The sequence below is a fragment of the Methylobacterium sp. Leaf123 genome (assembly GCF_001423405.1).
Taxonomy (GTDB): Bacteria; Pseudomonadota; Alphaproteobacteria; order Rhizobiales; family Beijerinckiaceae; genus Methylobacterium.
The window spans coordinates 148,088-164,685 of the sequence record NZ_LMNS01000012.1 but is presented as its reverse complement, the minus strand read 5'-3'; the positions used below and the strand labels follow the sequence as shown (position 1 = coordinate 164,685).

The following is a 16,598-nucleotide window of genomic DNA, read 5'->3' as shown; positions in this document are numbered from 1 at the left end:
CGCCTCACTCCGCCGCGTCGGTCTCCTCGTCCCCGTCATCCGGCTCTTGCGAGTCGGCCTCGTCCTCCGGCGTCTCGTCGGAGGTAGGGCGGGGTGTTCCGGCCGCGTAGAAGTCGCCCCGGCGCACCGCCTCGCCGCTATTGGACATGACGCTGAGATAGGTGTTGAGCGTGTTGGGCGCGACATCGGGCAGGCGCCGCGCGATCTCGGCATGCGAGAGACCCTGCGGTCCGGCCTCCTCAAGGAGAGCCTTCAGCCGCCCCTTGGCCGAGTTGGCCCGCGGGCCGCGGCTGCCCCGCCCGCCACCGACGCGCGCCGCACGCGGCTCACCCGGAAAGGCCGGTGCGAGCGCGCCGCGCCCGCCCGTGACCGCCTCCAACGAGCCGCCCTCCACGATGGCTGCAAGGGACTTCTCCGCGACCCGGAGTTTGGTCAGCTCCGCGGAAACGCGGTCGTACTCAGCCTGGAGATCGCTCATCCGCTGCCGGACATCGGCCAGGGCCTTGGCCAGCGTATCGCCTTCGGACATGACGGAGGTTCTCAATCCAAACGGGACGCAATGGGGCCTACAGCCACAGCCGACCCCTCCCGTCAACAGGATCGAGTTCGCAGACCGGCTCTCGTGTAGGCTTCAGCTTCCGGCAGAGCGGGTCGGCGGCGGCAGAAGCTTGCCCGATTGGTAATCGAGCGGATGCGGCTTCGGCGGCGGCGCGTCCGGATTCTTCTGCCAGCCCCGCCGGCCCTCCGCGAGACCGCACTCGACGAAATGCACGAGCGGATTGCAGCCGCTCTCGCGCACGTCCGGATTGGCCTTCAGGTAGCCTTCGCTGCTGAAGCCGGCGCTCGGGTCACGCCCCTCCCGCCACCCGTAATGGATGTAATGGACCAGCGGCCCCTGCGGAAACGCGCGAACATCCGGATACCAGTACAGGTAATAGATCGGATCGAAGCCCGGCAGCGGGGTGCGAACGATCGAGGGCGTCGCTCGCCGCGTCGTCAGGGCCGACAGACTCGGCTTCTTCAGGAACTTCTTGACCGCGCGCACGGCTCTCAACGACTCTCTTGGACAGGTCATCCCTCATCGGCGGATTGCAGCGGCCTGTCCAGTACCGGAGGGTGACATCGGGCGCGCCGACACGGCGCGCATTCCGCCAATGCCACCGCACTTGTCCCGTTCGAAGCGGATCGGGCCGCAAGAACCAAGTAGACCACGCCCAACAAACCGGGCAAAAGTGGCAAATCGCGCAGAGAACGCGAGGGGCTGTGGAGGGGTGGTGATGCGGCGGGTCGTCCTGCCCCTGGGGCTGGCGCTCGGCGCGGGTGTGCTCGGCGCGCTCACGCTGACGGAAGCCGGCACCGGCCTGCGCGTGAAGGCCGGCCCCATCCTCTCGGACCTGCAGGATCGGCTTTCCGGAGCGACGACGCCGGCCGCGCATCAGCCGACGGCCGCACCGAGCCCCCCGCCGTCGCGGGTCGCGGTGGAAGGCGGCCAAGCCGTCGTGCGCCTGACCGATGCGGAGCAGGCGCGGATCGGTGTGAAGACGGCGCGCCACAAGCGGATGCCCCACCGCATCGAGGTCCAGGCCTACGGCTCGGTCCTCGATCTCGCGCGGGTCACGGAACTCACCAACAGCTATGCCAGCGCCAGGGCGCAGTTGCAGACCGCCGAAGCCAAGGCGGAGGTCTCGCGCGCCGCCTATACCCGGGCGCGCAACCTCGGCCAGTACGCGACGCAGGTGCAGTTGGAGACGGCCGAGGGCACCTTCCGCACCGACGAGGCAGCGCTCGCCGCGGCGCAATCGCAGGTCCGGACGCTCGCGGCCACCGCGCAGCAGGAATGGGGCACGGTGATCGGGCGGGCCATCATCGAGCGCTCGCCCGTCATCACCCGGCTGATCGAGCGCACCGAATTCCTCGTGCAGGTGACGCTGCCGCCCGGCGAAACCCTGAGGGCGCCGCCCGGCACGGCCCAGGCCGAGGTGCCGCCGCAGAGCGAGCGCGTCGCCCTGCGCTACGTCTCGGCCGCGACCCGGACCGACCAGCGCATCCAGGGCGTCAGCTACTTCTACACCGTGGCCGGCAATAGCGGGCTCTTGCCGGGCATGAGCACGCTCGCTTTCCTGACCTCGGAGCGCGAGACCACCGGCATCGCGGTGCCGGAAAGCGCCGTGGTGCACTGGCAGGGCAGCGCCTGGATCTACCGGAGCGTCGGCGACGACGCCTTCGCGCGCCACCCCCTGCGGGCCGACGCGCCGATCTCGGCCGACGCCTATGTCGTGGACGATCTCGGCCCGGAGGCGGAGATCGTCGTGACCGGGCCGCAGGCCGTCCTCTCCGAGGAGCTGAAGGGGCAGATCCAGTCCTCGGATGCGGACGACGATTGAGCATGCTCGACCAACGGCCCGCCCGCGGACCGGCGCGCGACGATCCGCCGGCGCCGCCTCCGGTTTCCCGCGCCCCCGCGCCCGTCGCTTCCGGCCCCCAGGCCGCTCTGGTCGCCTTCGCGGTACGCCGGCCCGGCATCGTCCTGGCGCTGGTCCTGGCGCTCGCCGTCTACGGCGTCGTCGCCTTGGGTTCGGCCAAGTACGACGTCTTCCCGGAATTCGCCCCACCCACGGTGACGGTGCAGACCGAGGCGCCCGGCCTCAACCCCGAACAGGTCGAGACCTTGGTGACGCAGACGCTGGAAGTCGCGATCGGCGGCCTGCCGGGGTTGGCGACGATGCGCTCGAACTCGATCCAGGGCCTGTCGGTCATCACGACCACCTTCGCCTCCGGCAGTGACATCTACCGGGCGCGCCAGCTCGTGAACGAGCGTCTGGCCTCCGTCACCGCGCGGCTGCCGCAGGGCGTGCTGCCCCCCACCATGACGGCGCTAACCTCCTCGACGAGTTCGGTGCTCCTCCTCGGCCTGACCTCCCCGACGCAGTCGCTGATGGACCTGCGCACGGTGGCCGATTGGCGCCTGCGCCTGCGCCTGCTCGCCGCCCCCGGCGTCGGCGAGGTGCTGGTTTATGGCGGCGATATCCGCTCGATCCGCATCCAGGTCCGGCCGCAGGATCTGGTGCGCTTCCGCATCGGCCTGAACGATGTGCTCTCCGCCGGCCGCAAGGCGACGGGCGTGCGCGGGGCGGGCTTCGTCGACACCGTCAACCAGCGCATCACCCTGCAGACCGAGGGGCAATCCCTGACCCCGGAGGCGGTGGCGCGCACCGTGCTCATCAACGAGGGCGGGGCGAGCGTGGTGCTCGGCGACGTCGCCGACGTGGCGGTGGCGCCGGAGCCGGCGATCAGCGCCGCGCTGGTCGATGGCAAACCGGGCGTGCTGCTGATGGTCGGCGCACAATACGGCGCCAACACCCTCGACGTGACGGCCGGCGTCGAGGCAGCGCTGGCCGAGATGCGCCCCGGTCTGGAGCGCGACGGCATTACCCTGCGCACCGACCTGTTCCGTCCGGCGAGCTTCGTCACCCAGGCCACCGACAACGTGGTCCAGGCGCTGGCACTCGGCGGCATCCTCGTCGTCGTGGTTTTGTTCGTCTTCCTGGCCGATTGGCGCACGGCGCTGATCAGCGCCACGGCGATCCCGCTCTCGCTGATCGGCGCGGTGCTGATGCTCGGCCTGTTCGGCCAGAGCCTCAACACCATGACGCTGGGCGGCCTCGCCATCGCCATCGGCGAGGTCGTCGATGACGCGGTGATCGGCGTCGAGAATGTCATGCGCCGCCTGCGCGAGAACCGCCGCGCCGCATTGCCCTTGAACGGCGCGCGGGTGGTGCTCGACGCGATCCTGGAAGTGCGCGTCTCGGTCGCCTACGCCACCTTCGCGGTGCTGCTGGTGTTCCTGCCGGTGCTGGCGCTGACCGGCGTGCCCGGCCGGCTGTTCGGCCCGCTGGCGCTGGCCTACATCCTCGCCGTGCTGACCTCGCTCGCCGTGGCGCTGACGGTCACGCCGGCACTCGCCCGCCTGCTTCTCGCCGGCCGCACCAACCTGCCGAGCCACGAGCCGCCGGTGAGCCGCCGGGTGCGGGGCGTCTACATCAGCGGGCTCGCGCGGCTCAACCGTCACCCGCGTCTCGTCTTCGGCGCCAGCCTCGCCCTGACCCTCGCTGCGGCCCTGCCGGTGCCGTTCTTCGGCGGGGTGTTCCTGCCGGATCTCAAGGAGGGGCACCTCATCCTGCACATGGCCTCCGCGCCCGGCACCTCGCTTCAGGAGACGCTGCGGCTCGGCGAGCGCATCACGGCGGGGCTGAAGGCGGTGCCCGGCGTGCGCGCGGTGGCCCAGCAGGTCGGGCGCGCCGAGGCGGGTTACGATCTCGGCGGCACGCATGACAGCGAGATCCATATCGGTCTCGAACCGGGCCTCGACGGCGCGGGGCAGGAACGGGCGGAGGCCGGCATCCGCGCGCTGATGGGGGTGACGCCCGGCGCGAGCTTCTCGCTCAAGACCTTCCTGACCGAGCGCATCGAGGAGGTCGTCTCGGGCTTCACTGCGCCGGTCGTGATCAGCATCACCGGCACGAATCTCGACCGGATCGAGGCCACCGCCCGCGAGGTGGCGCGCGAACTCGCCGAGGTGCGCGGCGCGGCCGATGTCCAGCTCAAGTCGCCGCCGGGCCTGCCGCAGGTCAATGTGAGCCTGCGCCCGACCGATCTGCGCCACTGGGGCCTCGACGCGATCGAAGTCCTGGAGATCGTACGCACCGCCTATCAGGGCGACATCGTCGGCCAAGCCTATGAGGGCAACGCCGTGTTCAACGTCGTCGTCGTGCTCGAACCGACCGCGCGCACGCGCCTCTCGACGCTCGGCAACCTGCCCCTGCGCACGCCGAGCGGCAGTTATATCCGCCTCGCCCAGGTCGCCGACATCTACGAGACCGCCGGCCGCTACGCCGTCGGCCATATCGGCGCGCAGCGGGTGCGGGTGGTGACGGCGAATGTGGAGGGACGCGACGTCGCCTCCTTCACCGAGGCCGCGAAGCGCAAGATCGCCCGCGAGGTCGCGCAGCCCTCGGGCATCGATATCGGCTTCGGGGGGGCAGCCGAGACACAGGCGAAGGCGCGGCGCGAACTCGCGCTCTATGCGGGGCTCGCCGGCCTCGGGATCGTGCTCCTGCTCCTCGTCGTGACGGGCTCGCTCACCAATCTCGCCCTCGTCCTCGTCAACCTGCCCTTCGCCTTCGTCGGCGGCGTGCTGGCGGTGACGCTGAGCGGCGCGGTGATCTCGCTGGGCTCGATCGTCGGCTTCGTGACCTTGTTCGGGATCTCACTGCGCAACACCATCATGATGGTCGCGCATTACGAGCATCTGGTTCTGGTGGAAGGACGCCCGTGGAACCTCGCGGCCGCCATCGAGGGCGCCGCCGACCGTCTCGTGCCGATCCTGATGACGTCCCTCGTCACCGGCCTCGGCCTGCTGCCGCTGGCGCTCGGTGCGGGTGAACCCGGCCGCGAGATCGAGGGCCCGATGGCCCTGGTCATCCTCGGCGGCCTCGCGACCTCGACTTTGCTCAACCTTGCCGTACTGCCGATGCTGGCGCTCCGGTTTGCCCGGTTCAAGCCCGCGGAGCAGGCGCTGTGACCGTCGGATCGGATGCGAAGTCCGGCTTCCGATCCTGACGCGGCGTCTGCCCGCGGGCCCGTCCCATACCCGTCAAAACGTCTCCGGCGCCGTAGGGCGCCGGAGGGTCATCGGTTCCGTCTGGGCGTCTCACGACGCCGTCTCAGAAGGCGGCCTGCCGGGTTCTGAGCTGATCGGCGGGGGTGGCGATCCACTGGACCGAGCCGGGGAGGGCGAAGCCGCCCTGGCGGTGGACCGAGAGGTCGCTGGTGGCCAGACCCTGTGTTTCCAGGGTCAGCGCGCCGACCGTCTTGACGTTGTGGGTGCTGCCGATTTCGCCGGCGCGGGCGGGCACCGTGACGAGGGCCGTGAAGGCCAGCGCGGCGGTGGCGAGCGAGAGAACAGTCTTAGACATCACGTTCAGCCTCTTTTCGGGCGGCGGGCTCCCCGTCGCTTCGTGAGACTGTATGTGCTGGGTCATGGCCCATGAATCAAATGGATCGATTTCATAATGCGCATCGATCACGTGCATCTTTCCCGGCTCGATCTCAACCTGCTCGTCGCCCTCGACGCGCTGCTGACGGAGCGGAGCGTGACCCGCGCGGCCGGGCGGATCGGCATCAGCCAATCGGCGATGAGCCATGCCCTGGCGCGGCTGCGGGCCGCCTTCTCGGATGAGCTGCTGACGCGGGGCCCCGACGGCATGCGGCCGACGCCGCGCGCGCTGGCGCTCCTCGGGCCGGTGCAGGCGGCCCTCGCCCAGATTCAGGAAATCACGACGCCGCCGGATGCCTTCGATCCGGCCACGGCGGACATCACCTTCACCCTCGGCATCCCCGACTCGACCGAGGTGCTGCTGATGCCGACCCTCATCGCGCATCTCCAGGCGGTGGCGCCGGGGGTGAAGCTGCTGCTGCACACGGTCGATCGGCACCGCATCCTCGACGACCTCGATACCGGGCGGGTCGATCTCGGCATCGGCGTGTTCGAGCAGGGCCAGACGCACCACAAGCGGCGCATCCTCAACAAGGAGAGCTACCTCTGCATCTTCAACGCCGAGCTGGTCGGGGTGACGGCACCGATCTCGCTCGACGACTACGTGCGGCTGCCCCACCTGCTCACGAGCCTCGTGGAGAGCGCCCACGGCGTGGTGGACGACGCGCTCGCCAAGATCGGCCGCAAGCGCGTCATCGCGCTGACCTCTCCCCGCTTCTCGGTGATGCCCTTCGTGGTGCGGCAGGCCCCCGTCATCGCGACGATGCATTCCCGGCTCGCGCGCTTCTTCGCCGAGAGCATGGGCCTGACCGTGAGCCCGGCGCCGATCGCGCTGCCGGACGTCTCCATCTCGATGATCTGGCACACATCCAACGACGCCATCCCCAGCCAGCGCTGGCTGCGGGAAACCATCGTGAAGCTTCGCAAATCCGATCTGCGGTTGCCGACGGACGGATCTCAGCCGTGAGGCGGCGTCATCGCCTCGGCCAAGGCTCGATGGCCGTTGCGAGCATCACGGTGGCAAAGAGAAGAAGTGCGAGACGGCTTCGCCCACCGGCGGGAACGCGGTCTCAGCAATGAATGGTCGGAGTGGCCGGACTTGAACCGACGACCCCCTGTCCCCCAGACAGGTGCGCTACCGGGCTGCGCTACACTCCGACGCCCTTACGGCCCGCGGCTCATAGCTGGCCGCTTCGGACAGCGCAAGCCCTTCCGCGATCCCGGAGCCACGAAGCGTGGTCCCGCACTTGCGAGATGAGACCTGTGCACGAGCGCGCGCCGACCGCCGAATTTTGATTCAACGCATTGCTTGGCCGCACGGCGTCGCGCAGGAGGGCAGAGGGGGTGACGCATCAGCCCTCGGTATCGTTGATTCCGCGCAGGCAACAGCGAGGCAACTTCAACGAAATTTACGAGCGCCCTTCTCAAGAGCGTAGCAAAGACCTATCGTAATGAGAGTGCGATGATTTTGCCGGGCCATGTCTAGAAAATCACTTGACCTGACGTTGGAAATTCTGAAGTCGCTCGATCGAGCGCATTCGCGTGAGGATATCCTGCGGGCCATCATGCCGCGGCTCAACGCACTGGGCATCGAATACGTTATTTCGGCGATGATTCCGCTGAAACGTCTGCCGGCGCGAACTCAGAAGAATTACATTATTTTAGAGAATACGTCTGACGAGTGGAACCGGCTCTACTTCTCGAAAGGCTATATGTATACCGACCCGATCGTGCAGACGACCTTGTCCAGCACGACCGGCTTCCGCTGGTCGGAAATCGAACCGGCGGGCGAACTCGACCCCCGCTCGCTTCAGGTGATGAACGAGGCCGGCGAGTTCGGCCTCGGTGACGGCTTCACCGTACCGCTCGCCACGCTGGAGGAAGAGCGCGGCGGGCTCACCTTCGCCGGCCGGCAGCTCGACATCAGCCCTGGACAGCGCGGGATGCTGACTCTGCTCGCCTCCTACGTGGTCGGGCAGACGCTGCTCATCGACAACGGCCCCAGCGAACGCCGGATGGGACTGACCCCGCGCGAGCGCGAGAGCCTGCAATGGGTCGCCGAAGGCAAGACCGATTGGGAGATCGGCGAGCTGATGGGCATCTCGCGGCACGGTGTGGATTTCCACCTGCGCTCCGCCCGGGTGAAGCTCGGCTGCGTCTCCCGCACGCAAGCGGTGGCCGAAGGGTTCAGGCGCGGCCTGATCATCTGAGCGAACGGCATCGCCATCGACCGCCTGCCTCAGGTCGAAAGAGCCCCCTCGAACGGGTGAGCCCCGGCGCGACCGACGGGCCGAGCGCGGCCCGGAGCCGGCGCGGCGTGCTTTCGGAAAAGACAATGCAAAATTGAATGCCCGACCCATCGTGCCCGGTGCGAGTTCCGGATCGCGACATGGGGCGATGACGGCTGCCGATGCTTGGACGCGGTGGAGGATCGCGCGTCACCGATCATGACGACGGTGGATGTGCCCCGCCTTCCCACCGGTTTTCACCAAGTTTTGTATTGTTTTGCACATTCAATCCAAGATAGAGACGTGGCCCTCGCGATTTGCGAAAGTGCCGAAGCAAGCCCTCGCGGACGGGCTTGATTTCCGAACGGCAAAAGGCCGAGCGTACGAAAACCTACGGGTTCTCGTAGTGCCGCGTCACGACTGAATTTGGGACGAACTCTTCAGGTTTCTGAAGAGGTGTTCCGATGATCCATGTCGTGACCGCTGAGAACATGCAGGACTATGCCGGCGCGCTGGATCAGGCCTTCCGCCTGAGACACCGTGTCTTCGTCGAAGAACTGGGCTGGTCCAACCTCGCCCGCCCGGACCGGCGCGAGATCGACGAGTTCGACGACGAGCACGCCATCCACCTCCTCGCCCTCGACGAAGCCGAGACCGTCATCGGTTACTCGCGCCTGCTGCCGACGACCCGGCCCTACCTGCTGCCGATGGTGCTGCCGCAGCTTTGCGAAGGCGCGGCGCCGTCGGGCGCGCATATCGTCGAATGGGGTCGCATCTGCGTCGCGGAATGCGCGCGGACCTCGGGCCGGCGGCTCAACCCGACGGCTCTCGCCCTGATGACGGCGATCGTCGAGTGGGGGCTGCCGCGGGGCATCACCAGCTTCATCTCCGAAATGCCGACGAGCTGGATCCTGCGCCTGCTTCAACTGCACCTGCGCGCGATGCCCCTCGGCCTGCCCCACGAGATCGAGGGTGAGGAGATCGTCGCGGTCGAGGCCGCCTTCGACGGTCGCTCCCTGCGTCAGCTCCAGAACAAGCGCGGCGACATCCGCTCGGTGCTGGCGCCGCCGCGCGCCAGCTTCACCCGCCTCGCCTCCTGAGGGACGCGGCGACGGGTGCGCCGCATCCGTCGCCGGACATCGGCACCGCGATCCGGAAGGGATGGCGGGACGTAAGACATCACAAGCCTGACGCCTGGTGCGCGGGGAGTAGAACCTTGAAACGCAGACGCAGTGACGCCCGGTGCGCAACCGCTCCGGGGCTCGCCGGAACCCTGGCGACGCCCGGAATCGTCGGAACCTGGGAGTGGGATCCGGCGACCGGATGCTTCATCCTCGACGAGGGTGCCGCCGAACTGATGGCGGGGGATGCCAGCCTTGCCGGGCACCCCCTGCGCAGCGAACGGGCGACCGCCAGCCTCGATGCGTCGGCCGCCGCCCGCTTCCTCGGCGATGTCCGCCACGCCGCCGGGCAGGAGGACGACGTCGCGGTCGATCTCTGGGTTCCGTCCCTGTCCGGACCCAAGCGCCGGCTTCTCTGCCGCGGCCGGATTCACCGGGATGCGCAGCAGCAACCGGTGCGCGGGGAGGGGACGCTGATCGACACCGCCGATCCCGGCGTGCCGGCGCGGACCCTGCGGGAGCTGGAACACGCGGCCGCGTCCGATGCCATCGACGAGGCCGCCGAACTCGTCATCGCGGCACGTCGTGCGATCGATGCCAGCGGCAGGCCCCGGCTGCGCCAGCTCGTCGATGTCCTTCTGCTGGAGATCGCCCGCGAGATCGCGAGCCGCAGCGGCGATGCGGATCCGCAACCGCATTAGACCTGCGGTGAAAGTCCCGCGGGCAAGACTCGCGGGGAAGACCCGGTGGCGGTCGCCAGGATCACCGAATCCGGTCTATGCAGCCGGCCATGCAAGCCTGCCTCGCCATCGACCTGACCCGTCTCATCACCCGGCTTCGTCATGCCAGCCCCACAGGCATCGATCGGGTCGATCTCGCCTATGCCCGGCACATCCTGTCCCAGGGCGCGGAGGGCACGCGCTTCGGGCTCGTCTCGACGGCGTTCGGCCCACGCGTCCTCGACCGCGAGACCGCGCGCGGCATCGTCGAGGCGGTCGCCGCGGGCTGGGTCGAGGACGTGGTCGCCGAGGACGATCCGGTCTTCCAGGCGCTCGCGGCCTCGCTGGCGGGCGAGGACCGCCCGTCGCCGACGGCGGCACGGCGCCGGGGGGAGGGCGGGCTCGACCGACGCCGCCTTCAGGCCGAAACCAGCCTGCGGGTGCTGCGCTCGGGTGGCATCGAGCGCCTGCCCGAGGGCACGATCTATCTGCACACCTCGCATCTGCGGCTCGACCGGCCCGAACGCTTCGACTGGCTCTACACGCGGCGCGACGTGCGGCCGGTCTTCTTCGTCCACGATCTGATTCCGATCTCCCACCCCGAATACGGTCGGCCGGGCGAGGCCGAGCGCCACGTGATACGGATGGAGACCGTGGCGCGCCACGCCGCGCATGTGCTCGTCAATTCAAGCGATGTCGGCGCCCGCTTCACGGATTACGCGCAGCGGCGGGGGCTCGGCCCGAAGCCGGTGACCGTGGTCCCCCTCGGCGTCGAGCCCATCTTCTCGAAGGGCGCGGGCGAGGCGGGGCTGCCGGGGCTCGCGCGGCCGACCTTCCTCGTTTGCGGCACCATCGAGCCGCGCAAGAACCATCTGCTGCTGCTCAACCTCTGGCGTGATCTCGCCGGGCGCGACGGCGTGGCGACCCCGCGGCTCGTCCTGATCGGCCGGCGCGGCTGGGAGATCGAGAACGTCGCCGACATGCTCGACCGCTGCGAGGCCATCCGCCCCCATGTGAGCGAGGTGGTGGGCCTGTCCACCCATGGCCTCGCGCGGTTGATGCGCGGCGCCACGGCCCTGCTGATGCCCTCCTTCATCGAAGGCTACGGCCTGCCGGTGGTCGAGGCCGCCGCCAGCGGCCTTCCGGTCGTCGCCTCCGACATCCCCGTCCACCGGGAGATCGGCGGCGGTTTCGCCCATTTCCTCGACCCGCTCGACGGCCCCGGCTGGACGGCGGCCGTGCGGGCCTTGAGCGAACCGGGCTCCCGCCTGCGGACGGAGCTGGCGGGACGGCTCACGGCCTACGAGCCCCCGAGCTGGACCGCGCATTTCGAGCGGGTCGATGCCGCACTTGCCAGCCTGCCCGCCGCTGTTGCGCCGCACGGGCGGGAGAACTTAAGAAATCTCCGCCCGACGTGACCCGCCCCTGTGATGCGGCGGCGCCCTCTCTCTGGAAAGATCGATTGCGATGAAAGTGGTCGACCTCGACCGCGAGACGGTCAAGCAAGGCTTGGCGGACGGCTCGCTGCTGCTCATCGATGTGCGCGAAGACCATGAATTCGCCCGCGGGCGCATTCCCGGCTCCGTCTCGCACCCGCTCTCGGGCTTCGATCCCGAGGCGCTGAAGGCGCTGATCGCGGCGGATGGGCGACGGCCGGTCTTCTCCTGCGCGTCGGGCGTGCGCTCGATCCACGCGATCGCCGCAGCGCAGCAATCCGGCCTCGACGTCAGCGAGCATTACGCGGGCGCCTTCAAGGATTGGTACGCCGCCGGAGAACCGGTTGAATCGTAGATTCGGCACGCCTGCGTTGCAGAGCACTGAACAGTTCCTTTCATGACGGACAGTCATGTGCGGGAGCGCACGCCCCACTCGAGGTTGCGGGGACTAGGCCGCGCCATGCAGGGAACCGAATGATGCGTAGCCTCAGGCCTCTTCTTCTCGCCACACCGTTGATCGCCTCCGCGCTGCTCGGTGCCGGGCCGGCCGGCGCGCAGATGCCGGGCGCGCCGCCCCCCGGCGTGACCGTCGCCAAGCCGGTGGTGCGGGAGATCGTCGAGCAGGACCAGTATACCGGCCGGTTCGACCCGATCGAATTCGTCGAGGTCCGCGCCCGCGTGACCGGCTACCTCGACAAGATCCTGTTTCAGGACGGCGTGAACGTGAAGAAGGGCGAAGTGCTCTTCCTCATCGACCGCCGGCCCTACAAGGCGGCCCTGGAGCAGGCTCAGGCCGCGCTCACCTCGGCCAGGGCGCGGCTCTCCTTCACCCAGACGGATCTGGAACGCGCCCAGGTGCTGTCGCGCGGCGGCAACATCTCCGAGCAGGTCACCGACCAGCGCCGCCAAGCCTCGCAGACCGCCCAGGCCGACGTGGACAGCGCGGAAGCGGCGCTGCGCAACGCCCAGCTCAACTACGACTTCACGGAAGTGAAATCGCCGATCAACGGGCGGATCAGCCAGCGTCTCGTCACCGAGGGCAACATCGTCAGCACCGACCAGACGATCCTGGCCCGGATCGTCTCGCTCGATCCGGTCTATTTCGGCTTCACCGTCGATGAGCGCTCGTTCCTGAAATACCAGGGCTCGCTCGGCATCGGCATGGGCCAGACGCAACGCGGCAAGGGCGCCCCGGTGCAGATCGCCCTGTCCGGCGAGGAGAAGCCGACCCGCAAGGGCACGCTCGACTTCGTCGACAACCGTGTCGACAACCAGACCGGCACGATGCTCCTGCGCGCCACGGTCGAGAACCCGGACGGGTTCATCAAGCCGGGCCTGTTCGGCATCGTCGCGATGCCCGCGACCAAGCCGTTCCAGGGCATCCTGATCCCCGACGAGGCGGTCTCGGCCAACCAGGACAAGCGCATCGTCTACGTGCTCGGCGAGGGCGACAAGGTCGCGGCCCGGACCGTGAAGCTCGGGCCGCTCGTCGATGGCTACCGCGTGGTCCGCGACGGCCTGAAGGGCGACGAACTCGTGGTGATCAACGGCGTCGCCAAGGTCCGCCCCGGCGCGCAGGTGAAGCCCGAGACGGTCGAGCTGCCGCCGACGAAGAAGTGACGTCGCCGTGATGCCGCACCGCCGCGGGGGCGAGGCGGGACGCGGACGGTAAGAATTTTCGAGCGCCGACGTCCCGGACCGACCGGGGATGCCGGCCAGGACGCAGGCGGCAAGCCGCACGGGTCGCGCCAGCGCGCACCGGCCGGCGAGAGGTTTGAACGATGCGTTTCGCCCATTTCTTCGTCGACCGGCCGATCTTTGCCTCGGTCACGTCGATCATCTTCCTGATCCTCGGCTTCGTCGCCTACGAGAAGCTGCCGGTCTCGCAATATCCCGAGATCGTGCCGCCGACCGTGACCGTGCGCGCGAGCTTCCCCGGCGCCAATGCCGAGACCGTGGCCGCCACGATCGCGACGCCGCTGGAGCAGGAGATCAACGGCGTCGACAACATGCTCTACATGACGTCGTTGTCGACCAACGACGGCGCGATGCTGCTGACCGTGACCTTCAAGGTCGGCACCAACCTCGATATCGCCAACGTGCTGGTGCAGAACCGGCTCTCGGTGGCGCAGCCGCGCCTGCCGCCGGACGTGCGCAACCTCGGCGTCATCGTGCGCAAGGCCTCGCCCGACCTAATGCTGGTCGTGCACCTGCTCTCGCCCAAGCGCACCTACGACCAGAACTATCTGGCCAACTACATCTACCTCAACATCCGCGACGAGCTGCTGCGCCTCGACGGCGTCGGCGACATCTCGATCTTCGGCGGCAACGAGTATGCCGAGCGGGTCTGGATCGATCCGCAGAAGATGGCCGCCTACGGCCTGACCACCACCGACGTGACGAGCGCGCTGCAGGAGCAGAACGTGCAGGTCGCCGCCGGCCAGCTCAACGGCCCGCCCGCCGCGCCGGGCGCCGCCTTCCAGCTCGTGGTGCAGTCGCAGGGGCGCTTCCAGACGCCGGAGGAGTTCGCCGACGTCATCGTCAAGGCGAGCGACGGGCGCCTCGTGCGCGTGCGCGACATCGCCCGCGTCGAGATGGGCCAGAAGGACTACACCACGAACTCCTTCCTCAACGACACGCCCGCGGTCGGCATCGGCGCCTTCCAGCGGCCGGGCACCAACGCGCTCGAGGCCGCGGACTCGGTCAAGAAGACGATGGAGGAGCTGAAGAAGCGCTTCCCGCCGGACGTCGAGTACCGCATCGCCTACAATCCGACGGAGTTCATCGAGGAATCGATCCACGAGGTCTACAAGACCCTGTTCGAGGCCGTCCTCCTCGTCGTGATCGTGGTTCTGGTCTTCCTTCAGAGCTGGCGCACGGCGCTGATCCCGGTGATCGCGATTCCGGTCTCGCTCGTCGGCACCTTCGCGGTGATGTCGGCGCTCGGCTTCTCGCTCAACAACCTGACCCTGTTCGGTCTCGTGCTCGCCATCGGCATCGTCGTCGACGACGCGATCGTCGTGGTGGAGAACGTCGAGCGCAACATGGCCGAGGGGCTCTCGGCCGGCGAGGCGGCCCATAAGACCATGGACGAGGTGGGCGGCGCGGTCATCGCCATCGCCCTCGTGCTCGCGGCGGTGTTCATTCCGACCGCCTTCATCCCCGGCATCTCGGGCCAGTTCTACAAGCAGTTCGCGCTCACCATCGCGGCCTCGACCCTCATCTCGGCCTTCAACTCGCTCACCCTGTCGCCGGCCCTCTGCAAGCTGCTGCTGAAGCCGCACCACGAGCAGAAGCCGCCGAAATTCTTCCTCACCCGCTTCGTCAACTGGCTGGCGCATCTGTTCAACCGCGGCTTCGATTGGCTGTCGAACGGCTACGCCCACTCGATCCGCTTCCTGACCGGGACGGCCATCGGCGTGATCGCCATGCTGATCCTCTATGCCGGCGTGATCGCGGGCACGCTGCACCTCGCCCGGACAACGCCCACGGGCTTCATCCCGGACCAGGATCAGGGCTACCTCATCGGCGTCGTGCAATTGCCCGCGGGCTCCTCGCTCGACCGCACCACCGATGCGGTGAACCGGGCCGCCAAGATCGCCCGCGGCGTCGACGGCATCACCAACACCGTCATCATCGCCGGCTTCGACGGTGCGACCTTCACCAACACCACCAACGCGGCGGTGATGTTCCTCACCCTCAAGGGCGCCAAAGAACGGGCGGCGCAGGGCCGGAGCGCGGCCGTCATCACCGGCGAGGTGCTGAAGGCGACGGCGGGCATCCAAGAGGCGCGCATCATCGTCATCCCGCCACCGCCGGTGCGCGGCCTCGGCCAGGGCGGCGGCTTCAAGATGCAGATCGAGAGCCGCCAATCCTCCGAGATCGGCCCGCTGCTCGCGGCGGCCGGCGAGGTGATCGGGCAGGCCAACCAGAGCAAGGACGTGACGCGGGTCTTCACGACCTTCGGCAACGATACGCCGCAGCTCTACCTCGACATCGACCGCACCATTGCGCGCATGCTCAACGTGCCGCTCGCCAACGTCTTCTCGACCGTGCAGACGGCTTTGGGCGGCGCCTACGTCAACGACTTCAACACCTTGGGCCGCATCTATCAGGTGCGCGTGCAGGGTGATGCGGTCTACCGCATGTCACGGCGCGACATCGAGCAGCTCAAGGTGCGCTCCTCTACCGGCGCCCTGGTGCCGATGGGCACGCTGGCCTCGATCCGCGAAATCGCCGGCCCGCAGATCGTGCAGCGGTTCAACCTGTACTACTCGGTGCCGCTGCAGGGCGTGGCGCAGGCGGGCGTCTCGACCGGTCAGGCGCTCGACACCATGGAGGAGATCGCCAAGCGGGCCCTGCCCGAGGGCTATTCCTACGACTGGACCGAGATCGCCTTCCAGCAGAAGGCGGCGGGCGACACGGCGATCTACGTCTTCGCGCTCGGCGTGCTCCTCGTCTTCCTCGTGCTCGCGGCGCAGTACGAATCCTGGGCGCTGCCGCTGGCGATTCTGCTGGTGGTGCCGACAGGCGTGCTCGCCGCCCTGTTCGGGGTGCAGTTGCGAGGGCAGGACAACAACATCCTGACCCAGATCGGACTGATCGTGCTCATCGGTCTGGCCGCCAAGAACGCGATCCTGATCGTGGAATTCGCCCACGACATCGAGAACAGCGAGAACAAGGGCCCGGTGGATGCCGCGGTCCAGGCCTGCCGCCTGCGCCTGCGCCCGATTCTGATGACGGCCTTCGCCTTCATCCTCGGCGTGCTTCCGCTGGTGATCGCCACGGGCCCCGGCGCCGAGATGCGCCAGGCGCTCGGCACGGCGGTGTTCTTCGGGATGATCGGCGCGACCTTCTTCGGTCTGTTCCTCACGCCGGTCTTCTACGTGGTGATCCGCAAGGCGGTGATCTGGATCGGAAGGAAGCGCGGCAAGGACACGCATGGCGGCGACGGGCATGGCGCGCCGCACGGAGCCCCGGCCCACGGCTGAGCCTCCCCGCACAAGCGCTGAACATCGTGAAGGCCCGCCCATCTCCGG

13 protein-coding genes and 1 tRNA gene are annotated in these 16,598 nt (G+C 68.5%); 10 read left to right on the top strand and 4 right to left on the bottom strand.

Going from position 1 to position 16,598, the window contains the following annotated elements; all coding sequences use genetic code 11:
- Positions 1-4 precede the first annotated feature (4 nt).
- A complete protein-coding gene (locus ASF53_RS10445) occupies positions 5-529 on the bottom strand; it encodes a hypothetical protein (protein WP_056197669.1) in 525 nt (174 codons plus the stop codon).
- 102 nt (positions 530-631) lie between these two features.
- A complete protein-coding gene (locus ASF53_RS10440) occupies positions 632-1,045 on the bottom strand; it encodes a hypothetical protein (protein ID WP_056197668.1) in 414 nt (137 codons plus the stop codon).
- Positions 1,046-1,277: 232 nt separating this feature from the next.
- Here ASF53_RS10440 and ASF53_RS10435 point away from each other — a divergent pair, with 232 nt between their 5' ends.
- Together ASF53_RS10435 and ASF53_RS10430 are read left to right on the top strand one after the other, a co-directional pair.
- Positions 1,278-2,384: an efflux RND transporter periplasmic adaptor subunit gene (locus ASF53_RS10435; protein ID WP_056197667.1), complete on the top strand. Its 1,107-nt coding sequence runs from the start codon at positions 1,278-1,280 to the stop codon at positions 2,382-2,384.
- Between the two features lie 2 nt (positions 2,385-2,386).
- Positions 2,387-5,581: an efflux RND transporter permease subunit gene (locus ASF53_RS10430; RefSeq protein ID WP_056197665.1), complete on the top strand. Its 3,195-nt coding sequence runs from the start codon at positions 2,387-2,389 to the stop codon at positions 5,579-5,581.
- Positions 5,582-5,723: 142 nt separating this feature from the next.
- On the opposite strand, the gene ASF53_RS10425 is transcribed toward ASF53_RS10430, so the two are convergent.
- Positions 5,724-5,975 carry a hypothetical protein gene (locus ASF53_RS10425; RefSeq protein ID WP_056197663.1) on the bottom strand — a complete coding sequence of 84 codons (252 nt, stop codon included), beginning with the start codon at positions 5,973-5,975 and terminating at the stop codon, positions 5,724-5,726.
- Positions 5,976-6,071: 96 nt separating this feature from the next.
- Between ASF53_RS10425 and ASF53_RS10420 the strand changes: the two genes are divergently transcribed.
- Positions 6,072-7,022 carry a LysR family transcriptional regulator gene (locus ASF53_RS10420; RefSeq protein WP_056197661.1) on the top strand — a complete coding sequence of 317 codons (951 nt, stop codon included), beginning with the start codon at positions 6,072-6,074 and terminating at the stop codon, positions 7,020-7,022.
- Between the two features lie 114 nt (positions 7,023-7,136).
- Here ASF53_RS10420 and ASF53_RS10415 read toward each other — a convergent pair.
- Positions 7,137-7,213 (bottom strand) — tRNA-Pro (locus ASF53_RS10415).
- A 320-nt stretch (positions 7,214-7,533) separates the two neighbouring features.
- Between ASF53_RS10415 and ASF53_RS10410 the strand changes: the two genes are divergently transcribed.
- The 7 genes from ASF53_RS10410 (at position 7,534) to ASF53_RS10380 (ending at position 16,550) form a co-directional block, all read left to right on the top strand.
- A complete protein-coding gene (locus ASF53_RS10410) occupies positions 7,534-8,265 on the top strand; it encodes an autoinducer binding domain-containing protein (RefSeq protein ID WP_056197659.1) in 732 nt (243 codons plus the stop codon).
- A gap of 482 nt (positions 8,266-8,747) precedes the next feature.
- Entirely contained in the window at positions 8,748-9,383 is a 636-nt protein-coding gene (locus tag ASF53_RS10405; RefSeq protein WP_056197657.1) for an acyl-homoserine-lactone synthase, read from the top strand.
- A 116-nt stretch (positions 9,384-9,499) separates the two neighbouring features.
- Positions 9,500-10,105: a hypothetical protein gene (locus ASF53_RS10400; protein ID WP_286134313.1), complete on the top strand. Its 606-nt coding sequence runs from the start codon at positions 9,500-9,502 to the stop codon at positions 10,103-10,105.
- A gap of 77 nt (positions 10,106-10,182) precedes the next feature.
- Complete coding sequence (locus ASF53_RS10395; RefSeq protein WP_056197655.1) at positions 10,183-11,541, top strand: glycosyltransferase family 4 protein; 1,359 nt, start codon at positions 10,183-10,185, stop codon at positions 11,539-11,541.
- Positions 11,542-11,590: 49 nt separating this feature from the next.
- Complete coding sequence (locus ASF53_RS10390; RefSeq protein ID WP_056197653.1) at positions 11,591-11,914, top strand: rhodanese-like domain-containing protein; 324 nt, start codon at positions 11,591-11,593, stop codon at positions 11,912-11,914.
- A 119-nt stretch (positions 11,915-12,033) separates the two neighbouring features.
- Entirely contained in the window at positions 12,034-13,179 is a 1,146-nt protein-coding gene (locus tag ASF53_RS10385; RefSeq protein WP_056197651.1) for an efflux RND transporter periplasmic adaptor subunit, read from the top strand.
- A 161-nt stretch (positions 13,180-13,340) separates the two neighbouring features.
- A complete protein-coding gene (locus ASF53_RS10380; RefSeq protein ID WP_056197648.1) occupies positions 13,341-16,550 on the top strand; it encodes an efflux RND transporter permease subunit in 3,210 nt (1,069 codons plus the stop codon).
- The last annotated feature ends 48 nt before the right edge of the window (positions 16,551-16,598 follow it).

Bases quoted from the DNA above. Each gene is read 5' to 3' on its own strand.
- ASF53_RS10445 (WP_056197669.1), bottom strand. From the start codon at position 529: ATGTCCGAAGGCGATACGCTGGCCAAGGCCCTGGCCGATGTCCGGCAG.
- ASF53_RS10435 (WP_056197667.1), top strand. From the start codon at position 1,278: ATGCGGCGGGTCGTCCTGCCCCTGGGGCTGGCGCTCGGCGCGGGTGTG.
- ASF53_RS10430 (WP_056197665.1), top strand. From the start codon at position 2,387: ATGCTCGACCAACGGCCCGCCCGCGGACCGGCGCGCGACGATCCGCCG.
- ASF53_RS10425 (WP_056197663.1), bottom strand. From the start codon at position 5,975: ATGTCTAAGACTGTTCTCTCGCTCGCCACCGCCGCGCTGGCCTTCACG.
- ASF53_RS10420 (WP_056197661.1), top strand. From the start codon at position 6,072: ATGCGCATCGATCACGTGCATCTTTCCCGGCTCGATCTCAACCTGCTC.
- ASF53_RS10410 (WP_056197659.1), top strand. From the start codon at position 7,534: ATGTCTAGAAAATCACTTGACCTGACGTTGGAAATTCTGAAGTCGCTC.
- ASF53_RS10405 (WP_056197657.1), top strand. From the start codon at position 8,748: ATGATCCATGTCGTGACCGCTGAGAACATGCAGGACTATGCCGGCGCG.
- ASF53_RS10395 (WP_056197655.1), top strand. From the start codon at position 10,183: ATGCAGCCGGCCATGCAAGCCTGCCTCGCCATCGACCTGACCCGTCTC.
- ASF53_RS10390 (WP_056197653.1), top strand. From the start codon at position 11,591: ATGAAAGTGGTCGACCTCGACCGCGAGACGGTCAAGCAAGGCTTGGCG.
- ASF53_RS10385 (WP_056197651.1), top strand. From the start codon at position 12,034: ATGATGCGTAGCCTCAGGCCTCTTCTTCTCGCCACACCGTTGATCGCC.
- ASF53_RS10380 (WP_056197648.1), top strand. From the start codon at position 13,341: ATGCGTTTCGCCCATTTCTTCGTCGACCGGCCGATCTTTGCCTCGGTC.